Below are 16,398 nucleotides of genomic sequence, written 5' to 3' on the forward strand. Positions count from 1 at the left end.
AGCAGCGTGGAGGCGGAGCGGATGACGCGCGCAGGGGTGATGCCGATCGACGAGGCCAGACGGACGCTCCGCATCATCGACGCCCACCACCACTTCTGGGACCTCGAGGGGGACGGGCACTACCCGTGGCTGCACGACCGGTACGACGAAGGCTTCTTCCTCGGCGACTACCGGGCGATACGAAGGACGTTCCTCCCCGCGCAGTATCGCGAGGCCACCGCCGGATGGAACATCCTGGGCACGGTGCACTGCGAGGCCGAGCGAAGCCGTGCCGAGCAGGTCGCGGAGGACGAGTTCCTCCAGCAGCTGCACGACGAGGACCCTCGGTTCCCGCTGGCGATCGTCGCCCACGTGGACTTCCTGCAGGAGAACCTGGCTGAGGTCCTCGCCGCGCACAGCCGGCGACCACTGGTGCGTGGCATCCGCAGCAAGCCGCGTCTCGCGGGGCGCGGTCGTGACGTCGCGCCGGGCGAGCGCGGCACGCTGGGGGACCGGGCCTGGCAGGACGGGCTGCGACGTCTCGTCGACCTGGGCTTCTCCTGGGACCTGCGCGTGCCGTACGACCACCTCGCCGAGGCCGCCGACGTCATCGCGGGAATCGACGGGCTGCGCGTCGTCGTCAACCATTGCGGGCTGCCGCTTGATCGCGAACCGGAGTCCCTCGAGCTGTGGCGCGCCGGCATGCGAGCGCTTGCGGACCTGCCCGGCACCTCGGTCAAGGTCTCCGAGCTCGGGCTCCATCCCAACCGCTGGGACGCCGAGTCGAACGCCGCGGTGGTCCGCGACGTGCTCGGGATCTTCGGGTACGAGCGCGCGATGTTCGCCTCTAACCTCCCGGTGGCGTCCCTCTCCGCACCCACCTTCGACGCCGTCATGGAGGCGGTGCTCCGGGGGGCCGCCGGCGCCTCCGCCGACGAGCTTGCCCAGCTCTTCGCGGGAACCGCCGGGCGCGTGTACCGATTGGACGTGACAGGGCAGGAGGACGAAACGTGATGCTCCGATGATCGATGCGCACCACCACTACTGGCAGGTCGCTCTACAGAACCACGACTGGCGCGGCGACGAGCACGCCGCTCTCGAGCGCGACTTCACGCCCGAGGACCTGGCTCCCCTGCTGGTCGACGCAGGGGTGCGTCGGACCATCCTGGTCGAGTCGGCCGACCTGCCCGGCGAGAACGACAGGCTTGCCCGCTACGCCGCCGAGACCGAGACGGTCGCGGGCGTCGTCGGATGGTTGCCACTCCGGGACCCGACGGCGGCAGGCGGGGAGCTGGACCGGTCGCTGTCCGCCGACTGGCTCGGTGTCCGGTGCCTCGTCGGTCGCAGTCCCATGGCGTGGCTGCACAGCCCCGCCGCCGTCGCCCTGATGCGACGCGTCGCGGCGGAGGGTCTCGCCTGGGACGTCGTTCCCGTGACCGAGGAGCAGGTCGAGGACGTGCTGGAGCTCGCCGCCCGCGTGCCGGACCTGCGGATCGTCGTCGACCACCTGGCCCGGCCGCCACTCGGCGACCCGGAGGGCAGGGGAGTGGAGGCGTGGCGTGACCGGGTGACCCGGATGGCGTCGTTGCCGAACGTCGCGATGAAGGTCTCGGTGGGCATCGACGCCCTCACGGCATGGGAGTGGAAGGCTGCCGAGCTCGGCCCGATCCTCGGCCACGCCGTCGAGGCCTTCGGAGTCGAGCGGCTCATGCTGGCGAGCAACTGGCCGGTGGTGACGTTGCGTGCCGGCTACGGGCAGGCGATCGGCGACATGGTCGACGCGTTGCGCGGCCTGGGGTGCTCGGCTGCCGAGATCGAGGCCGTGACGTCGACGACGGCGGAATGCTGGTACCGGGTGTGACCCCGGCACCTCACGACGTGGACTCTTCCGGCGGTCGCTCGAAGGAACGCTCCCCGTGGACCGCGAGCTCGCCCAGCACGGCGTCCGGGTCGCCACCCTCGATCACCTCCAGGAGGCGGCGGTGTCGCGCGACGTGCTCCGTGAGGGTCTCGTAGTAGCGCTCCCGCGTGGCGAGGTTGAGCGACATGCACAGGATGATCTGCTGCTGCACGGACCGGTACATCTCGCTGAGGCGGCGGATCCCCGCGATGTCCACGATGGCGGCGTGGAATGCGTACGCCTCCTGGACCAGGGAGCCGCGGTCCTCCTCACGAGCGTGTCGCTCCATCTGCTCGAGCGCGGCGCGCACCGGCTCCAGCAGCGAGCCGTCGCGCACCGGCACGCCGTGCTCGACCGCGATCCGCTCCAGCCCCGAGCGCAGCGCCATGACCTCGAAGACGTCCTGCGGTGTCATGGTCGTCACGACGGCGCCGCGGCGCGGCCGGTTCTTCACCAGGCCCTCGTTCTCCAGCAGCCGCAGTGCCTCGCGCAACGGCGGCCTGCTCACCCCGAGTTCCTCCGTCAGGCGTTCCTCGACCAGACGCGTGCCCGGTGGCAGTCGACCGCCGAGGATGTCGCGACGGATCGCGTCCCGAGCCAGGGTGACCAGGCTCTGCTGGGAGATCCGTCGGCTCGGAGTCGTCATTCACCGTTTCCTTCCTTGCGCCGGACCCAACCGTGCCACACCCACGGCGGTCGGCAACTGACCGCTGCCGGACGTGGACCGGAGGTCCGCGCCGGAGTGTATTGTGTAGACAATAGGCGAAGCAGCATCTCAATGAGGAGAAGTGACCATGACGAGCTTGACGTCACGCCGGCTTGCCGCCGTGAGCGCCGTTGCCCTCGGACTCGCCGCGCTGGGTGCCTGCGGCTCGAGCGGAGGCGGCGGCGCCGCCGAGGCGCCGGGCGACCAGATCACGATGATCGTCCCGTTCGCGGCCGGCGGGGGTTCTGATCTCGCGGGCCGTGCCATCGCGGGCGGCTTGGAGGAGGTCACGGGAGCCACCGTGTCTGTCGAGAACATCACGGGAGGCTCGGGCGCGGTGGGCTACGGCGAGTTCCTCGCCCGGCAGGGCGACGGCACCGTGCTGCTGTCGTCGGAGACGTCGCTCACGACGTTGCCGATCCTGCAGGACGTGCCGTTCACCGCCGAGTCGTTCACGCCCATCATGAAGGTCGGCGAGGACTACTCGGTCGTCGTCGTCGACGCCGACTCCGAGTACCAGACCTGCAACGACGTCGTCGACGCGGCGGGCGAGATCTCCGTGGGCACCTCGGGCACCTCGGGTCCCGAGACGATCGCGTGGCGGATCGTCCAGGACTCCCAGGACGTCACGTTCGACTTCGTGAACTACGAGTCGGGCGGCGAGGTCGTCGCCGGGCTCATGGGCGGTCACATCCAGGTCGCCGCGCTGAACCCCGGTGAGGTCATGGGACAGCTGGAGTCCGGCGACCTTCGCGGGCTGTGCGCCTTCGCGCCCGAGAGGTACGAGTACCCGATCCTGGAGGACATCCCCACGGGTGTCGAGCAGGGCCTGGACGTGACCATCGCGCAGTGGCGAGGCTTCATCGCCGCCGGCGAGATCTCCGAGGAGCACCGCCAGTACTGGATCGAGCAGGGGCGGGCCTTCGCCGAGACCGACGCGTACGACGCCTATGTCGAGGAGAACCTGCTCCAGCCGGCCGTCGCGTACGGGGACGAGTTCGCGTCCTACCTCCAGGAGTACGACGAGCAGGCGCGGGAGGCGCTCGGTGAGTGACCCGGCCGACGCGGACGTCGGAGCCCGCGGACGGCGGGCGAAGGTCTCCGACGTCGTCGGCACGGCCGTCCTGGGGGTGGTCGGGCTGGGCGCCGCGATCGCCGGGCTGGGGTACGGGATGCTCGGCGACGACGGGCGGATCGGGCCTGGCTTCCTCCCGGTGGCGGCGGGCGGCTTCCTCGTGGTTGCCGCGGCCGCGGAGATCGCGCGCCTCTACCTCGCGGCACCGGGCCACGGTCGGCTGGAGGTGATCGCCGCGGCGGCGAGCGCCGTGAGGGCCGAACGCGACCCGGCGGACCCGGCGGGCCACTCTGACGCCGACGACCCTGTCGAGAGAGCAGACGGCATGCGCGACACGGGTGACCAGTTCGGGCGGACGGCCCGCCAGCGCGAGCGCGCCGTCCTGGCCATCTTCGCCCTGATGCTCGTCGCGGTTCTCCTGGTCCCCGTGGTCGGGCTGCTGATCGCGGTCGGGCTGATGGTCCTGGCGCTCGTGGCCTGGATGGAGCGGCGCGGTCTGCTCGCCGGGCTCGCCGTGAGCGTGGTCGCCGTCGGTCTGTCCTACCTGGTGTTCGTCGTGGTTCTCGGCGTGCCGCTGCCGACCGGCCTGCTCGGGTGGATCTGATGATCGAGAACCTCCAGCTGGGCCTCGAGACCGCGCTCTCGGCACAGAACCTCCTGTGGTGCTTCGTCGGCGTGCTGGCCGGCACAGTCATCGGGATGCTCCCGGGCCTCGGCTCCGCCACCGGCGTCGCGATCCTGCTGCCCGTGACGCTCTCGATGGAGCCGGTCACGGCCCTCATCATGCTCGCCGGGATCTACTACGGCTCGCAGTACGGCGCCTCCACGTCCTCCATCCTGCTCGCCACCCCGGGCGACTCCTCGTCCGTCGTCCTCACCCTCGACGGCTATCGGATGGCACGGCGCGGACGTGCCGGGGCGGCGCTCGCGATCGCGGCCATCGCCTCTTTCGTCGCCTCGATCCTCACGCTCGTCGCGCTCCTCGTCGTCGCGCAGCCGATCGCCGACATCGCCCTGCGCTTCGGCCCACCCGAGATGCTCGCCATCATCATCCTCGGCCTCTCCACGATCGTGACCTTCGCCGGCCAGAACGTGCTCCGCGGCATCATGATGGCCGCCGTCGGGCTGCTCGCCTCGATGGTCGGGATCGCCGCCGGCTTCCCGGTCGCACGCTTCACCTTCGGCAGCGTGAACCTCCTCGGTGGACTGGAGTTCGTCGCCGTGATGATCGGGCTGTTCGCGGTCGCCGAGGTGGTCCACCAGATCCATCGCGGCGGCGAGAAGCCGATCCGCGCCGGCTTCCGTGACCTCGTCCTCAACCGGACGGAGCTCGGCCGGACGTTCGCGCCCGCGCTGCGTGGCAGCGGGTTGGGCTTTGGGCTCGGCGTGCTGCCGGGCGCCGGTGCGACGCTCGCGAGCTTCATGTCCTACGGGCTGGAGGGGCAGGTCGGCCGGCACCGCAAGGAGCTCGGGTCCGGCGCGGTCGAGGGAGTTGCAGGCCCGGAGGCCGCGAACAACGCTGCCGCCAACGCCAGCTTCATCCCGACGCTGACGCTCGGAGTCCCCGGCTCGGGCACGACGGCGATCCTGCTCGGTGCGTTCGTCATCTTCGGCCTCCAGCCCGGTCCGCTGCTCTTCGAGCAGCACCCGGACCTGGTGTGGGGCCTGCTGGTGTCGTTCTTCGTCGGCAACCTGATCCTGCTCGTGCTGAACCTGCCGCTCGCGCCGGTGTTCGCGCAGGTGCTGCGGGTGCCGTACAGCTACCTGTACCCGCTGATCCTCCTGCTCGGCTTCGTCGGCGCGTACGCGATCGGCAACAACACCTTCGCGCTGTGGGTCGTGCTCGTCGCCGGCGTGGTCGGCTACTTCATGAAGCGGTTCGACTTCCCGGCCGCGCCGTTCGTCCTCGGGCTGGTGCTCGGTCCCCTGATGGAGCGGGCGCTCGACCAGACGTCGTCGATGGGCCGCGGTGACCTCACGATCCTCGTCGACCGGCCGCTGTCCGCGACGATCCTCGGCGCGGCCGTGCTGGCGTTCGTGCTGCCGCCGGTGCTGCGTGAGATCCGTAGTCGTCGCCGTCGCACCGCCGCTCGTGCTGAGGAGGCGGTCGACGCGGACGGGGGAGCGCATGTCTGAGCAGATGCAGGCCGCGGGTGCGGTGCTGGAGCGGATCGGAGGCGTGGGTCCGTGGCTCGCCTCGCGCCCGATCGTGATCCCCGACGTCGTGCTCGACCCGCCGCGTGACGGCGAGCTGCTCGTGCGCATGGAGGCCGCCGGGTCGTGCCACTCCGCCCCGTCCGTCGTGGAGGGCAACCGCGACCGGCCGCTGCCGTGCCTCATGGACAACGAGGCGGCCGGCGGGCAGCGCGGCCGAAGACTTGTAGACAATAGACTTGAATCGGAGGAGAACGCGATGAGTGATACCACAGCCCCACGAGCACTCGAGGGCATGACGGTCCTCGACCTCTCACAGGTCATGGCCGGCCCCTACTGCACCATGATCCTCGGTGACTACGGTGCTGAGGTCATCAAGATCGAGAACCCCGAGGCGGGGGACCAGACCAGGAGGTCGTGGGGGAGGCTCTACGCCGGGCAGGACTCGCACGCGTTCCTCGCGATGAACCGGAACAAGCGGTCCGTCGCCCTCGACCTGAAGGACGCCGAGGACCTGGAGAAGTTCTACGGCCTGGTCCGCGACGCCGACGTGGTCGTCGAGAACTTCCGGCCCGGCGTCGCGCAGCGGCTCGGTATCGACTACGACACGCTCAAGGACATCAACCCGGGCCTCATCTACGCCTCGATCTCGGGGTTCGGGCTCTCCGGCCCGTACTCCACGCGGCCGGGCTACGACCTCATCGCGCAGGCCATGTCGGGCGTCATGAGCATCACGGGTGAGCCGGGTGGCCGGCCCGTGAAGTGCGGGCTCCCGGTCTCCGACCTCGGTGCAGCGCTGTTCACGGCGGTCGGCATCGTGACGGCCTGGGCCCACAAGCAGCGCACCGGTGAGGGACAGAAGGTCGAGACGTCGCTCTTCGAGTCGGCGCTGGCGCTGTCCGTGTGGGAGTCGGTCGAGTACTGGACCACAGGGCGGACACCCCAGCCGATGGGATCCGGTCACCGCATCAACGAGCCCTACCGCGCGCTGCGCACCGCGGACGGGTACGTCACCGTCGGGGCGAACAACCAGAAGCTCTGGCGCCTGCTTTGCCGCGCCATGGACGACGAGGCCCTGGCCGACGACCCACGGTTCGCCACCAACATGGACCGGATGGACCACCTCCCGGAGCTGGTCGAGGAGCTCGAGCGCCGCCTCGCCGCCCGGACCTCGACCGAATGGGTGGACATCTTCCTCGCCGCCGGCGTGCCCGCCGGCCCCATACAGGACTACCGGCAGGTCCTCGAGGAGGACGAGCACGTCAAGGCGCGCGGCATGGTCACCACGGTCGACCACCCGCTCGAGGGCGAGGTGAAGCTCCTGGCCTCCCCGATCAGGATGAGCGGGACGCCGTTCACCGTCCGGCGCCACCCGCCGCTCCTCGGCGAGCACACGGACGAGGTCGTCGCGAACCTCGCCCGGACCGAGGCATGAACACCGTGGTCGACGACGCGCCGCGGGTGACGGTGGAGAAGGCGGGCGCGGTGTGGCGGGTAGAGATCTCCAACCCCGCCCGGCGCAACGCCCTGACCTGGGGCATGTACCAGCAGCTCCAGGACATCTCCCGCGCGGCGAACGCCAGCGACGACGTGCGCGTGCTCGTCCTGCGCGGTGCCGGCGGGACGTTCGCGGCCGGGACGGACATCGCCCAGTTCACCGACTTCGACGGGGACGCCGGGGTCGCGTACGAGCACCGCGTCGGCGAGATCCTCGGCGACCTCCTGAGCGTCCGAGTACCGGTCGTCGGAGTCTGCGAGGGTCCCGTGGTCGGCGCCGGCCTTGTCATCGCGGCCTGCTGCGACCTCCTGGTGGCCACCGAAGACGCCCAGTTCGGCATCCCGGTCGCACGCACGCTGGGAAACGTCATCGCGCCGACCTCGATGCAGCGCCTGCGGGACCGGCTCGGTCCCGGGCGGACCATGGCGATGCTGCTGACCGCGCGGCCGCTGAGCGCCGCCGAGGCCCAGAGCGCGGGGTTCGTGCACCGCGTGACGTCCACCGACCAGATCGATGCGCTCGTCGAGGAGGTCGTCGAAGGGCTCCTCGCCTCCGCGCCACTCACCCTCGCGGCGGTCAAGGATCTCGAGCGGCGGCTCGCGCGTCGCGACGCCGCCGACCCGGCCGACGACGTCGTGCGCCGGGTCTACGGCAGCGCCGACTTTCACGAGGGTGTCACCGCGTTCGTCGAGAAGCGCCGCCCGCAGTGGAGAGGGGAGTGACATGCCGCTCATCGATCTCGAGGGTCTCCGGCCCGTCGTCGACGAGGACGCCTGGGTCGCGCCGACCGCCACGGTCATCGGGGACGTGACCCTCGCCGCCGAGGCGAGCGTCTTCTACGGCTGCGTGCTGCGCGCCGACCTGGATCGCATCCACGTGGGCGAGGGCAGCAACATCCAGGACGGCACGGTGATCCACGCCGACCCGGGCCACCCCGCCCATGTCGGAGCCGGCGTCTCGGTCGGTCACCGCGCCGTCATCCACGGCTGCACGATCGAGGACGATTGCCTCATCGGCATGGGGGCCGTCGTGATGAACGGTGCCACGATCGGCGCGGGCAGCCTGGTGGCCGCCGGCGCAGTCGTCCTCCAGGGCGTCCAGGTGCCGCCCGGGTCCCTCGTCGCGGGCGTGCCCGGGAAGGTCGTACGCACCCTCGACGACGTCGGCCCGATCCGTGAGAACGCCCGCGTCTACCGCGAGCTCGCCCGCCGCCACCGTGCGGCGACCGCCTGAATCCACCCATCAGCGAAGGAGCTGACCCATGCATCACCGATCGACCCGCGCCGCCCGCCTCACGGTGGCCGGACTCTCCGTCGTGTCCCTCACCGCCGTGGCGGCCTGCGGCGTGAGCGCGTCCGAGGAGGAGTTCCCGTCCGAGCAGATCGAGATCATCGTCCCCTGGGACGCCGGCGGCGGCACGGACCTCGGCACCCGCCAGCTCGCGGCGGCCGCCGAGGAGACGTGTGGCGTCGGCATGGTCGTCTCGAACCAGACCGGAGGCGCCGGCGCCACCGGCCACCAGGCCATGGCGGACGCCGAGCCCGACGGCTACACGGTCGGCACCGCCACGATCGAGGTGACCATCCTCGAGCACCTCGGTTCGGCGGACGTCACGCCGGAGGACTTGCAGGGCGTCCTGCAGTTCCAGTCCGCCACCTCGGTCGTCGCCGTCCCCGCCGACTCTCCGTACCAGACCTTCGCGGACCTGCTGGAGGCCGCGCGATCGGGCGAGGAGCTCCGGGTGGCGACCAACGGCACGGGCGGCATCTGGGACATCGCTGCCGCCCAGCTCGCCGAGGCCGCCGGGTTCGAGTGGGCCGAGCGTGTGCCGATGGACGGCGGCCCCGGCATGGTCCAGGCCACCCTCTCCGGCGACACCCAGGTGCTCACGCCGTCGGGTGCGGAGATCCTCGCCCAGGTCGAGTCCGGCGAGCTGCGGGTGCTCGCGGTCATGGGCGACGAGCGCATGGACGTCTATCCGGACGCGCCCACCCTCGCCGAGGAGGGCATCGACCTCGAGGCGGCCAACTGGTTCGGCATCGTCGCGCCGGACGGCGTCCCCCAGGACCGCGTCCAGGCCCTCAGCGACTGCTTCCACGAGGCGGCGCAGACGCCCGAGTTCGAGGAGTTCATGGACAACCAGGGGTTCCGGATCGTGCTGCAGCAGGCGGACGACTTCGAGGCGTTCATGGACGAGCAGTACGAGCGCCACGGCGACCTGACCGAGGAAATCTACGGATGACCGGCGCCGTCGATGCCGCCCCGGCCCGCGGCGAGCACCAGGCCGCGAGCCGGGCCGGCGGACGAACGGGGAACCTCGCTGTCGCCGTGGTGCTGCTGATCGTCGCCGCGACGGTGGTCGTGCAGTCGCTTGCGATCGGCGAGCCCGGCCGACCCAGCGACCCCGGCGCGGGCGGGTACCCGATCATCCTCGCGGCGGTCCTCGCAGGGCTGAGCCTGGTGCTGGCTTTCCAGCGCGGCGGCGGTGAGCGACTCCCCGCCGGCCGGGCGGTGGGCCGCGTGGCCGGGATCGTCGTCGCCGTCGTCGCGTACGCCAACGCGATGCTGCTGACCGGGTACGTGCTCGCGACCGCGGCCTTCGTCGCCGCCACCGCGTTCCTGATGGGCAGCCGGCGCCCGCTCCCGGTTGCGGTCCTGGCCGTCGCGGTGGCGGTCGGCATGTACTACCTCTTCTACGTCGCCTTCGACGTCTCGCTGCCGCGGGGCAACGTCGAGAGGTTGATCTCGTGACCGAGTGGGCCGCCGGGCTTGAGACGGCGTTCCAGTGGCAGTCCCTGCTGTACCTCCTGCTCGGACTGGTCGGGGGCGTCGGCGTCGGCGCCGTACCCGGACTGAGCGCGACGATGGGCATCGCCGTGCTGCTGCCCTTCACGTTCGTGATGGACCCCTTGCACGGCATGATGCTGCTGCTCGGCATCTACACGGGCGCCGTCTACGCCGGTTCGATCCCGGCGATCCTCATCCGGCTGCCGGGCACGCCGGCGTCGGCGGCCACCGTGCTCGACGGCTACGCCATGACGCAGCAGGGAAAGGGCGGGCAGGCCCTGACCATCTCGCTCGTCACCAGCTGCGTCGGAGCGCTGATCGGCGGCGTACTGCTGGCGCTGTTCGCGCCCCTGCTCGCCGACGTCGCCCTGCTCTTCGGGCCGGCCGAGTACACGATGCTGGCGCTGTTCGCGCTCGCGGTCATCGGCTCGATGTCGGAGGGCAACCTGGTCAAAGGCATCGTGGCCGGCATCGTGGGTCTGCTCGTCGCGACGATCGGCATCGACCCGATCGACGGGTACGCCCGCTTCACCTTCGGCCTCGACGGTCTGACGGGCGGCATCGGCTTCATCCCCGTGCTCATCGGACTCTTCGGCGTCGCCGAGGGGTTGGTCCGGGCGGAGCGGCACCTCCTGTCCGGCGCAGCCGGGGGTCAGGCGATCCGGTCGTTCGCACCGGAGCGGGGGACGTGGCGCCGGCTCACGCCCGGGACGCTCTACAGCTCGCTGATCGGCTTCGTCGTCGGCGTGCTACCCGGCACGGGCGGGGACATCGGCTCGTTCGTCGGGCACAACGAGGTGCGCCGCATCTCGAAGAACACCGAGATGTTCGGGCGCGGGGACCCGCGCGGCCTGGCGGCGGCCGAGTCGGCGAACAACTCGTCCGTGCCCGGGACGGTGGCCCCCACCCTGGTGCTCGGCATCCCGGGGAACTCCGCGGCCGCCGTCCTCATCGGCGCCATCACCGTGCACGGGCTCCGGCCGGGACCTCAGCTCTTCACCGGCGAGCCGGACCTCGTCTACGGCATCTTCGTCGCACTGATCATCGCGCCGCTGCTCATGCTGCTCGTCGGCGGACTCGGGATCCGGCTCTGGAGCCGCATCACCTGGGTGCCGCAGCAGTACCTGTGGCCCGCCGTGCTGACCCTGTGCGTGATCGGGGCCTACGCCATCCGCACCAGCCTGCTCGACGTGATGGCGATGACGGCGGCCGGGGTCCTGGGGTACCTCATGATCAAGGGCGGCTTCCCGCTCGCGCCGGTGGTCATCGGCCTGATCGTCGGGCCTATCCTCGAGGCGAACTTCCGCCGGGCGACGATCGTCGCCGGCGGTTCCTTCGACTGGGTGCTCGCGCCGTTGCCGCTGGTGCTGCTGCTGGTCACCGTGCTGACGCTCGGCCTGACGCTGTGGCGGGCGTGGCGCTCGCGGCGCGAGACCGCTCCGGGGGATGCTGCGGACACCGACCCCACGCACGGCGCGTTCGGCGGCGAGGACCCGGCAGAGATCCACGACACCGACGACGAAGGAGCACGACGATGACGACCGGCCACGACGCAACGGGCCGCACCGGCGCGGTGGGGCTCGCCGGGCTCGGCAACCTGGGCGCGCCGGTGGCGCGCCGGATCGCCGCCACCGGATGGGACCTCACCGTGTTCGACCGGGTGCCCGAGCGTGCCGGCGACGTCCCCGGTGCGGCGGCCGCCACATCGCTCGACGACGTCCTCGACCGCGACGTGCTCGTCCTCGTGGTCCCGGACGACCGCGCCGTCGAGTCGTTGCTGCTCGGCCCCGACGGATACCTGGCCCGCGCGGCCGGCGCCGCGCGGCCGCGCACCGTCGTCGTCCACTCGACGATCCTCCCGGCGACCGCCCAGCAGCTCGCGCGGCACGCGGCCGAGGCCGGTGTCGGGTTCCTCGATGCCCCGGTCTCGGGCGGCTCCGAACGGGCCGAGAACGGATCGCTGACGGTCTTCCTGGGCGCCGAGCCGGATCACGTCGAGCCGGTCCGCACGCTCTTGGGGGACGTCGCGGCGAGCGTCGAGCACGTGGGCGCCCCCGGCGCGGGTGCGGCCGTCAAGCTCGCGAACCAGCTCATGCTCTTCGCCGCGCTCGGCGGTGTGCACGAGGGCCTGGCGCTCGCCGCGCGCTTCGGCGTCGAGGAGGCAGACCTGCTGCGGTGCGTCGGCACGAGCACCGGCGCGTCGTGGAGCACCGACAACTGGGGCTTCTTCGACGAGACGGCCCGCTCCTACAACCGCAACGGCACGCCGGTGCGGGACCGGCCCTGGGGCAAGGACCTGCTCGAGGTGCTGGAGGCGGCGCGGTCGGTCGACCTCGCGATGCCCGTCGCCGCGACCGCCTCCCAGACGGTCGCGCGCTACGTCGAGGACCACGCCCGCCTGGGGGAGCGGTGAGCGCGGCGGTGGCGAGGTCGAGACCCCGGATCCTCCTCACCCTCGGCGACGTGACCGGTATCGGGCCCGAGGTCGTCGCGAAGCTCCTGGCGGCGCCGGACGTCACCCGGGACGCCGACCTCGTCGTGATGGCCACCGAGGAGGAGCTCGCTGCCGCGGCCGCGACCGCGCGCGTGAGCCTGCCCGAGGTCGAGACCACGCCACCGGCCCCGGTCGGCGCGTACGAGCTGGGGACCGTCTCGCAGGCGGCGGGGAGGCGTGCGCTGGAGGATCTGCGGCGGGCGCTCGACCTGCACGCCGCGGGCGAGATCGACGGGATCCTCTTCGCCCCGCTGAACAAGTCCGCGCTCACGCTCGCCGGCATGACCGAGCACGACGAGCTGCGCTGGTTCGCCAACCGGCTCGGCCACGACGGCCCGACGTCGGAGCTCAACGTGCTGCCGGACCTCACCACCGCGCGGGTCACCTCGCACGTGGCGATCCGCGAGGTCGCCGACGCCATCACGGTGGGCGGCGTCGTCGACGCCTGCCGGCTGCTCGAGGACGCCCTGCGCGGGCAAGGGGTCGCCGAGCCGCGGCTCGCGGTCTGCGCGCTGAACCCGCACGGCGGCGAGAACGGCAAGTTCGGGACCGAGGAGATCGACACCATTCGCCCCGGCGTCGAGAAGGCGCGCGCCGACGGGATGGACGTCGTCGGGCCCTTTCCGGCGGACACGCTGTTCATCCGTGCCTTTGCCGGCGAGCTGGACGGCGTCGTCACGATGTACCACGACCAGGGCCAGATCGCGCTCAAGCTCAAGGGCTTCGACGACGGCGTCACGGTCCAGGGCGGCCTGCCGGTGCCGATCGCGACGCCCGCGCACGGCACCGCGCACGCGATCGTCGGTCAGGGCGTGGCGACGGTGCGGCCCACCGTGCGGGCGCTCGAGGTCGTCATCGGACTCGCACGTCACGCGCGTCCGGCCTAGCGGTGTCCTGGCTGGCAGGCCCCTCTCAGGCCCGCACGCGCGGTCCGTGGCCGGGCCGGTTGTCGTGCGGGGACCCCAGCACCCAGGCGGCGAGGGAGTGGCCCATCGCCAGCCGGTCCGTCGCGCCGTCGCCGCGCAGCAGGGCGATGAGGTAGCCCGCGCCGAAGGCGTCACCCGCGCCGACCGGCTCGACGACGTCGACCGTTCGCGCGGGCACGCGCGTCACGACCTCGTCCCCGCCACCCGTGCGGTCGATCTCGACGGCCTCGACGTCGCCGTCCTTGACGACCACGCGACCCGCGTCGGGGAAGAGCGCAGCGACGTCCTCGGCCGTGCGGGTGCCCCAGAGGGCCTCGGCCTCGTCCCGGCCGACCAGCACCACGTCCGCAGTGTTCGCGAGGGGCTGCAGCGTCGCCGCCGCCTCGGTGGCCGTCCACAGCGCGGGGCGATAGTTGACGTCGAAGGACACCCCGGCACCCGCACCGCGGGCGGCGTCGACGACGGCGGGGAGCAGCTCGCGGCACGTCTCCGACAGCGCCGGCGTGATGCCCGAGACGTGCACCCATCGGGCGCCGTCGAACGGCCAGGCGGCCACGTCCTCCGGGCCCAGGCGGGAGGCCGCCGAGCCGCGCCGGTAGTAGTAGACGCCCGAGCCCGGGTCCTTGACGTACAGACCGGTGTTGGCGCCCGGCTCGCGCCGCACCCACCGGGTGTCGATCCCCGTGGCCGCGAGGGCGGCACGGATGCGCTCGCCCAGCGGGTCGGCGCCGAGGGCGGAGATCCAGGCCGTGGCCAGTCCCATCTCGGCGAGGTACTGGGCGAGGTTCGACTCCGCGCCACCCGCGGTGATGGTGAAGGTCTCGGCGGTGGCGACCGGTGCGGCGTCGGCGGTGGTGACCATCGCCATCGTCTCGCCGATGCACAGCACCTCCGGTCGCGGGCCGTCCCCCTCGGCCGCGCGCTGGTCGGTCACGGGCGAGCCTCACGGGCCGCTGCGACGGCGGAGGCGGTCAGCCGCTCGATCGTCGCGCCGTCGCCCGCCGCGACGACGTCGGCCGGCACCATCCAGGAACCGCCCGCCGCCAGGACCGACGGCACGGCCAGGTACTCGCCCAGGTTGGCCTCGCTCACCCCGCCGGTCGGCACGAAGCGCATCTGCGGGAACGATGCGGAGAGCGCCTTGAGGGCGGCCGGTCCGCCGGCGACCCCGGCGGGGAAGAACTTCACGGCGCGCAGCCCCAGCGCGAGCGCCGCCTGGATCTCCGATGCGGTCGCGGTGCCCGGCAGCACGAGGACGCCCTGCTCCTGGCAGCGCTCCACGACGGCCGCGCTCAGGCCGGGGGAGACCACGAAGGAGGCGCCCGCCGAGACCGCCTGGTCCACCTGCTCCGGGCTGACCACCGTGCCGGCCCCGATGAGCATCGGGGTGCCGTCCGGTGCGGTCAGGCCGGCCTCGGCCATGGCGCGGATGGAGTCCGCCGCGGCGGCCGTCCGGAAGGTCACCTCGGCGACCGGCAGCCCGCCGGCGACCAGGGCCCGCGCCAGGGGGACGGCCTGGTCGGCGTCCTGCAGCACCACCACGGGCAGCAGGCGCAGGTCGTGCAGCCGGTCGAGCAGGGCGTCGTGCGTGGGCGCGGTCATCGGTCTCCTTGTCGCTCGACCGCGGCAACGATCGCCCACCGCTACAGGCATGCCTGCAGCGGTCGGCGACGGGTGCAGCGGTCGTGGCCGGGCGGATACGCGGTCAGTCGGATGTCACCGTATCGCCCACCGGGACCCGACGTTCACACCACCCGCACCTCCGTATATGCTGCGAGAAGTTCCTATAGGAAGTTCCGAGAAGCCCCAGCGAGGTGGTCATGGATCGCAGCTACCCGGTCGACGCACTCGTCGCCCTCGGGGCCCGTGCCCTCGAAGCCGCCGGCGTCCCGAGCGCCGACGCGGAGCTCACCGCCGCGGCCCTGGTGGATGCGGACCGGCGCGGCATCGCCTCCCACGGGCTGCTGCGCCTCCCGCTGTACGTCTCGTCGGTGCAGGCCCGCGGCGTCAACGCCCGGCCGAACCCCACCTGGGTCCGGGAGCACGGCGCCGTGGCCGTGCTGGACGCGGACGCGGCACTCGGCCAGGTCGCCATGGCGGCCGCCACCGAGCGCGCGGCGCAGCTCGCCGGGCAGTTCGGCGTCGCCGTCGTCGCGGTCCAGAACAGCACCCACTACGGTGCCGGCGCCTACTGGACCGAGCGGCTCACCGCCCGCGGACTCCTCGGGATACTCACCTCGACCACGGGCGTGACCGTCACGCCGTTCGGCGGCGTCGAGAAGGTCCTCGGCACCAACCCCCTCACCCTCGCCGCGCCCAGCGCCGGGCCCGCGTCGCTGACCGCCGACATGGCCACCTCCGCCGGCGCCTACGGCAAGGTGGTCGCCGCGCAGAACGAGGGCAAGCCCATCCCCGAGGGCTGGGCCGTGGACGCCGACGGCCGGCCGACCACCGACCCGACGGCCGCCCTCGCCGGCGCGCTGCTGCCGTTCGGAGGCCCCAAGGGCTCCGCCGTCGCGGTGCTGCTCGAGGCGCTCGCGGCGTCGCTGACCACGGCCAGCTACGCGTACCAGACCGAGGACATCTGGGCGAACCGCTCGGCCCGGATGAACACCGGACACCTCCTCCTGGCGATCGACACCGCCGCCTTCACCTCCCGCGAGCACACCGAGCGCAGGGTCGCCGATCTCCAGGAGAAGGTGCGCGCCTCCGCCGCCGCGGGGGAGACGACCTTCGCCCCCGGTGACATCGAGCACGCTCATGCGCAGTCTCACGCCGAGACCGTCCCCCTCGCGGGCTCCACCGTCGCGCAGCTCGTCGAGCTGCTCACCTCCCTCGGGCTGGAGACCACCCCTCTGGAGCCCTGACCCCGTCGAAGG

General features: G+C 72.2%; 17 protein-coding genes. 14 read left to right on the plus strand and 3 right to left on the minus strand.

The window, feature by feature from the left end; translation table 11 throughout:
* Window positions 1-21: 21 nt before the first annotated feature.
* Complete coding sequence (locus ACFQQL_RS03615) at window positions 22-993, plus strand: amidohydrolase family protein (protein ID WP_382391341.1); 972 nt, start codon at window positions 22-24, stop codon at window positions 991-993.
* A 7-nt stretch (window positions 994-1,000) separates the two neighbouring features.
* Window positions 1,001-1,840 carry an amidohydrolase family protein gene (locus ACFQQL_RS03620; RefSeq protein WP_382391342.1) on the plus strand — a complete coding sequence of 280 codons (840 nt, stop codon included), beginning with the start codon at window positions 1,001-1,003 and terminating at the stop codon, window positions 1,838-1,840.
* A gap of 10 nt (window positions 1,841-1,850) precedes the next feature.
* Here ACFQQL_RS03620 and ACFQQL_RS03625 read toward each other — a convergent pair whose 3' ends face one another.
* Window positions 1,851-2,525, minus strand: a complete 675-nt coding sequence (locus ACFQQL_RS03625; protein ID WP_382391343.1) for a GntR family transcriptional regulator — start codon at window positions 2,523-2,525, stop codon at window positions 1,851-1,853.
* A 148-nt stretch (window positions 2,526-2,673) separates the two neighbouring features.
* On the opposite strand from ACFQQL_RS03625, the gene ACFQQL_RS03630 reads away from it, so the two are divergent.
* The 11 genes from ACFQQL_RS03630 to ACFQQL_RS03680 are packed head-to-tail and all read left to right on the plus strand — an operon-like array spanning window position 2,674 to window position 13,480.
* Entirely contained in the window at window positions 2,674-3,639 is a 966-nt protein-coding gene (locus ACFQQL_RS03630; protein WP_382391345.1) for a tripartite tricarboxylate transporter substrate binding protein, read from the plus strand.
* A complete protein-coding gene (locus ACFQQL_RS03635) occupies window positions 3,632-4,264 on the plus strand; it encodes a tripartite tricarboxylate transporter TctB family protein (RefSeq protein ID WP_382391347.1) in 633 nt (210 codons plus the stop codon). The genes ACFQQL_RS03630 and ACFQQL_RS03635 overlap by 8 nt, the downstream gene beginning before the upstream one ends.
* Window positions 4,264-5,796, plus strand: a complete 1,533-nt coding sequence (locus ACFQQL_RS03640; protein WP_382391349.1) for a tripartite tricarboxylate transporter permease — start codon at window positions 4,264-4,266, stop codon at window positions 5,794-5,796. The genes ACFQQL_RS03635 and ACFQQL_RS03640 overlap by 1 nt, the downstream gene beginning before the upstream one ends.
* A complete protein-coding gene (locus tag ACFQQL_RS03645; RefSeq protein WP_382391351.1) occupies window positions 5,789-7,249 on the plus strand; it encodes a CaiB/BaiF CoA transferase family protein in 1,461 nt (486 codons plus the stop codon). Before ACFQQL_RS03640 ends, ACFQQL_RS03645 begins: the two co-directional genes overlap by 8 nt.
* Complete coding sequence (locus ACFQQL_RS03650; RefSeq protein ID WP_382391353.1) at window positions 7,246-8,034, plus strand: enoyl-CoA hydratase; 789 nt, start codon at window positions 7,246-7,248, stop codon at window positions 8,032-8,034. The genes ACFQQL_RS03645 and ACFQQL_RS03650 overlap by 4 nt, the downstream gene beginning before the upstream one ends.
* A gap of 1 nt (window position 8,035) precedes the next feature.
* Window positions 8,036-8,545 carry a gamma carbonic anhydrase family protein gene (locus ACFQQL_RS03655; RefSeq protein ID WP_382391355.1) on the plus strand — a complete coding sequence of 170 codons (510 nt, stop codon included), beginning with the start codon at window positions 8,036-8,038 and terminating at the stop codon, window positions 8,543-8,545.
* Between the two features lie 28 nt (window positions 8,546-8,573).
* The gene (locus tag ACFQQL_RS03660; protein WP_382391357.1) at window positions 8,574-9,554 is read left to right on the plus strand and encodes a Bug family tripartite tricarboxylate transporter substrate binding protein; all 981 of its coding nucleotides are present in this window, start codon (window positions 8,574-8,576) and stop codon (window positions 9,552-9,554) included.
* Complete coding sequence (locus ACFQQL_RS03665) at window positions 9,551-10,063, plus strand: tripartite tricarboxylate transporter TctB family protein (protein ID WP_382391359.1); 513 nt, start codon at window positions 9,551-9,553, stop codon at window positions 10,061-10,063. The genes ACFQQL_RS03660 and ACFQQL_RS03665 overlap by 4 nt, the downstream gene beginning before the upstream one ends.
* Window positions 10,060-11,637, plus strand: coding sequence for a tripartite tricarboxylate transporter permease (locus tag ACFQQL_RS03670; protein ID WP_382391361.1), 1,578 nt, complete (start codon window positions 10,060-10,062; stop codon window positions 11,635-11,637). The genes ACFQQL_RS03665 and ACFQQL_RS03670 overlap by 4 nt, the downstream gene beginning before the upstream one ends.
* A complete protein-coding gene (locus ACFQQL_RS03675) occupies window positions 11,634-12,512 on the plus strand; it encodes an NAD(P)-dependent oxidoreductase (RefSeq protein ID WP_382391363.1) in 879 nt (292 codons plus the stop codon). The genes ACFQQL_RS03670 and ACFQQL_RS03675 overlap by 4 nt, the downstream gene beginning before the upstream one ends.
* Window positions 12,513-12,562: 50 nt before the next feature.
* Window positions 12,563-13,480, plus strand: a complete 918-nt coding sequence (locus ACFQQL_RS03680; protein ID WP_382391365.1) for a 4-hydroxythreonine-4-phosphate dehydrogenase PdxA — start codon at window positions 12,563-12,565, stop codon at window positions 13,478-13,480.
* Between the two features lie 25 nt (window positions 13,481-13,505).
* Here ACFQQL_RS03680 and ACFQQL_RS03685 read toward each other — a convergent pair whose 3' ends face one another.
* Both ACFQQL_RS03685 and eda read right to left on the minus strand, forming a co-directional pair.
* On the minus strand, window positions 13,506-14,453 hold the full coding sequence (locus tag ACFQQL_RS03685) for a sugar kinase (RefSeq protein ID WP_382391367.1): 948 nt from the start codon (window positions 14,451-14,453) through the stop codon (window positions 13,506-13,508).
* Window positions 14,450-15,121: a bifunctional 4-hydroxy-2-oxoglutarate aldolase/2-dehydro-3-deoxy-phosphogluconate aldolase gene (gene eda, locus ACFQQL_RS03690; RefSeq protein ID WP_382391369.1), complete on the minus strand. Its 672-nt coding sequence runs from the start codon at window positions 15,119-15,121 to the stop codon at window positions 14,450-14,452. The genes ACFQQL_RS03685 and eda overlap by 4 nt, the downstream gene beginning before the upstream one ends.
* Window positions 15,122-15,339: 218 nt before the next feature.
* Here eda and ACFQQL_RS03695 point away from each other — a divergent pair, with 218 nt between their 5' ends.
* Window positions 15,340-16,386: an Ldh family oxidoreductase gene (locus ACFQQL_RS03695; protein WP_382391371.1), complete on the plus strand. Its 1,047-nt coding sequence runs from the start codon at window positions 15,340-15,342 to the stop codon at window positions 16,384-16,386.
* Window positions 16,387-16,398 lie beyond the last annotated feature (12 nt).

The sequence above is a fragment of the Georgenia alba genome (assembly GCF_042665525.1).
GTDB classification, from domain to species: Bacteria; Actinomycetota; Actinomycetes; order Actinomycetales; family Actinomycetaceae; genus Allobogoriella; species Allobogoriella alba.

Coding starts and splice junctions, on each gene's coding strand:
- ACFQQL_RS03615 (WP_382391341.1), top strand. CDS start 22: ATGACGCGCGCAGGGGTGATGCCGATCGACGAGGCCAGACGGACGCTC.
- ACFQQL_RS03620 (WP_382391342.1), top strand. CDS start 1,001: ATGATCGATGCGCACCACCACTACTGGCAGGTCGCTCTACAGAACCAC.
- ACFQQL_RS03625 (WP_382391343.1), bottom strand. CDS start 2,525: ATGACGACTCCGAGCCGACGGATCTCCCAGCAGAGCCTGGTCACCCTG.
- ACFQQL_RS03630 (WP_382391345.1), top strand. CDS start 2,674: ATGACGAGCTTGACGTCACGCCGGCTTGCCGCCGTGAGCGCCGTTGCC.
- ACFQQL_RS03640 (WP_382391349.1), top strand. CDS start 4,264: ATGATCGAGAACCTCCAGCTGGGCCTCGAGACCGCGCTCTCGGCACAG.
- ACFQQL_RS03645 (WP_382391351.1), top strand. CDS start 5,789: ATGTCTGAGCAGATGCAGGCCGCGGGTGCGGTGCTGGAGCGGATCGGA.
- ACFQQL_RS03650 (WP_382391353.1), top strand. CDS start 7,246: ATGAACACCGTGGTCGACGACGCGCCGCGGGTGACGGTGGAGAAGGCG.
- ACFQQL_RS03655 (WP_382391355.1), top strand. CDS start 8,036: ATGCCGCTCATCGATCTCGAGGGTCTCCGGCCCGTCGTCGACGAGGAC.
- ACFQQL_RS03660 (WP_382391357.1), top strand. CDS start 8,574: ATGCATCACCGATCGACCCGCGCCGCCCGCCTCACGGTGGCCGGACTC.
- ACFQQL_RS03665 (WP_382391359.1), top strand. CDS start 9,551: ATGACCGGCGCCGTCGATGCCGCCCCGGCCCGCGGCGAGCACCAGGCC.
- ACFQQL_RS03675 (WP_382391363.1), top strand. CDS start 11,634: ATGACGACCGGCCACGACGCAACGGGCCGCACCGGCGCGGTGGGGCTC.
- eda (WP_382391369.1), bottom strand. CDS start 15,121: ATGACCGCGCCCACGCACGACGCCCTGCTCGACCGGCTGCACGACCTG.
- ACFQQL_RS03695 (WP_382391371.1), top strand. CDS start 15,340: ATGGATCGCAGCTACCCGGTCGACGCACTCGTCGCCCTCGGGGCCCGT.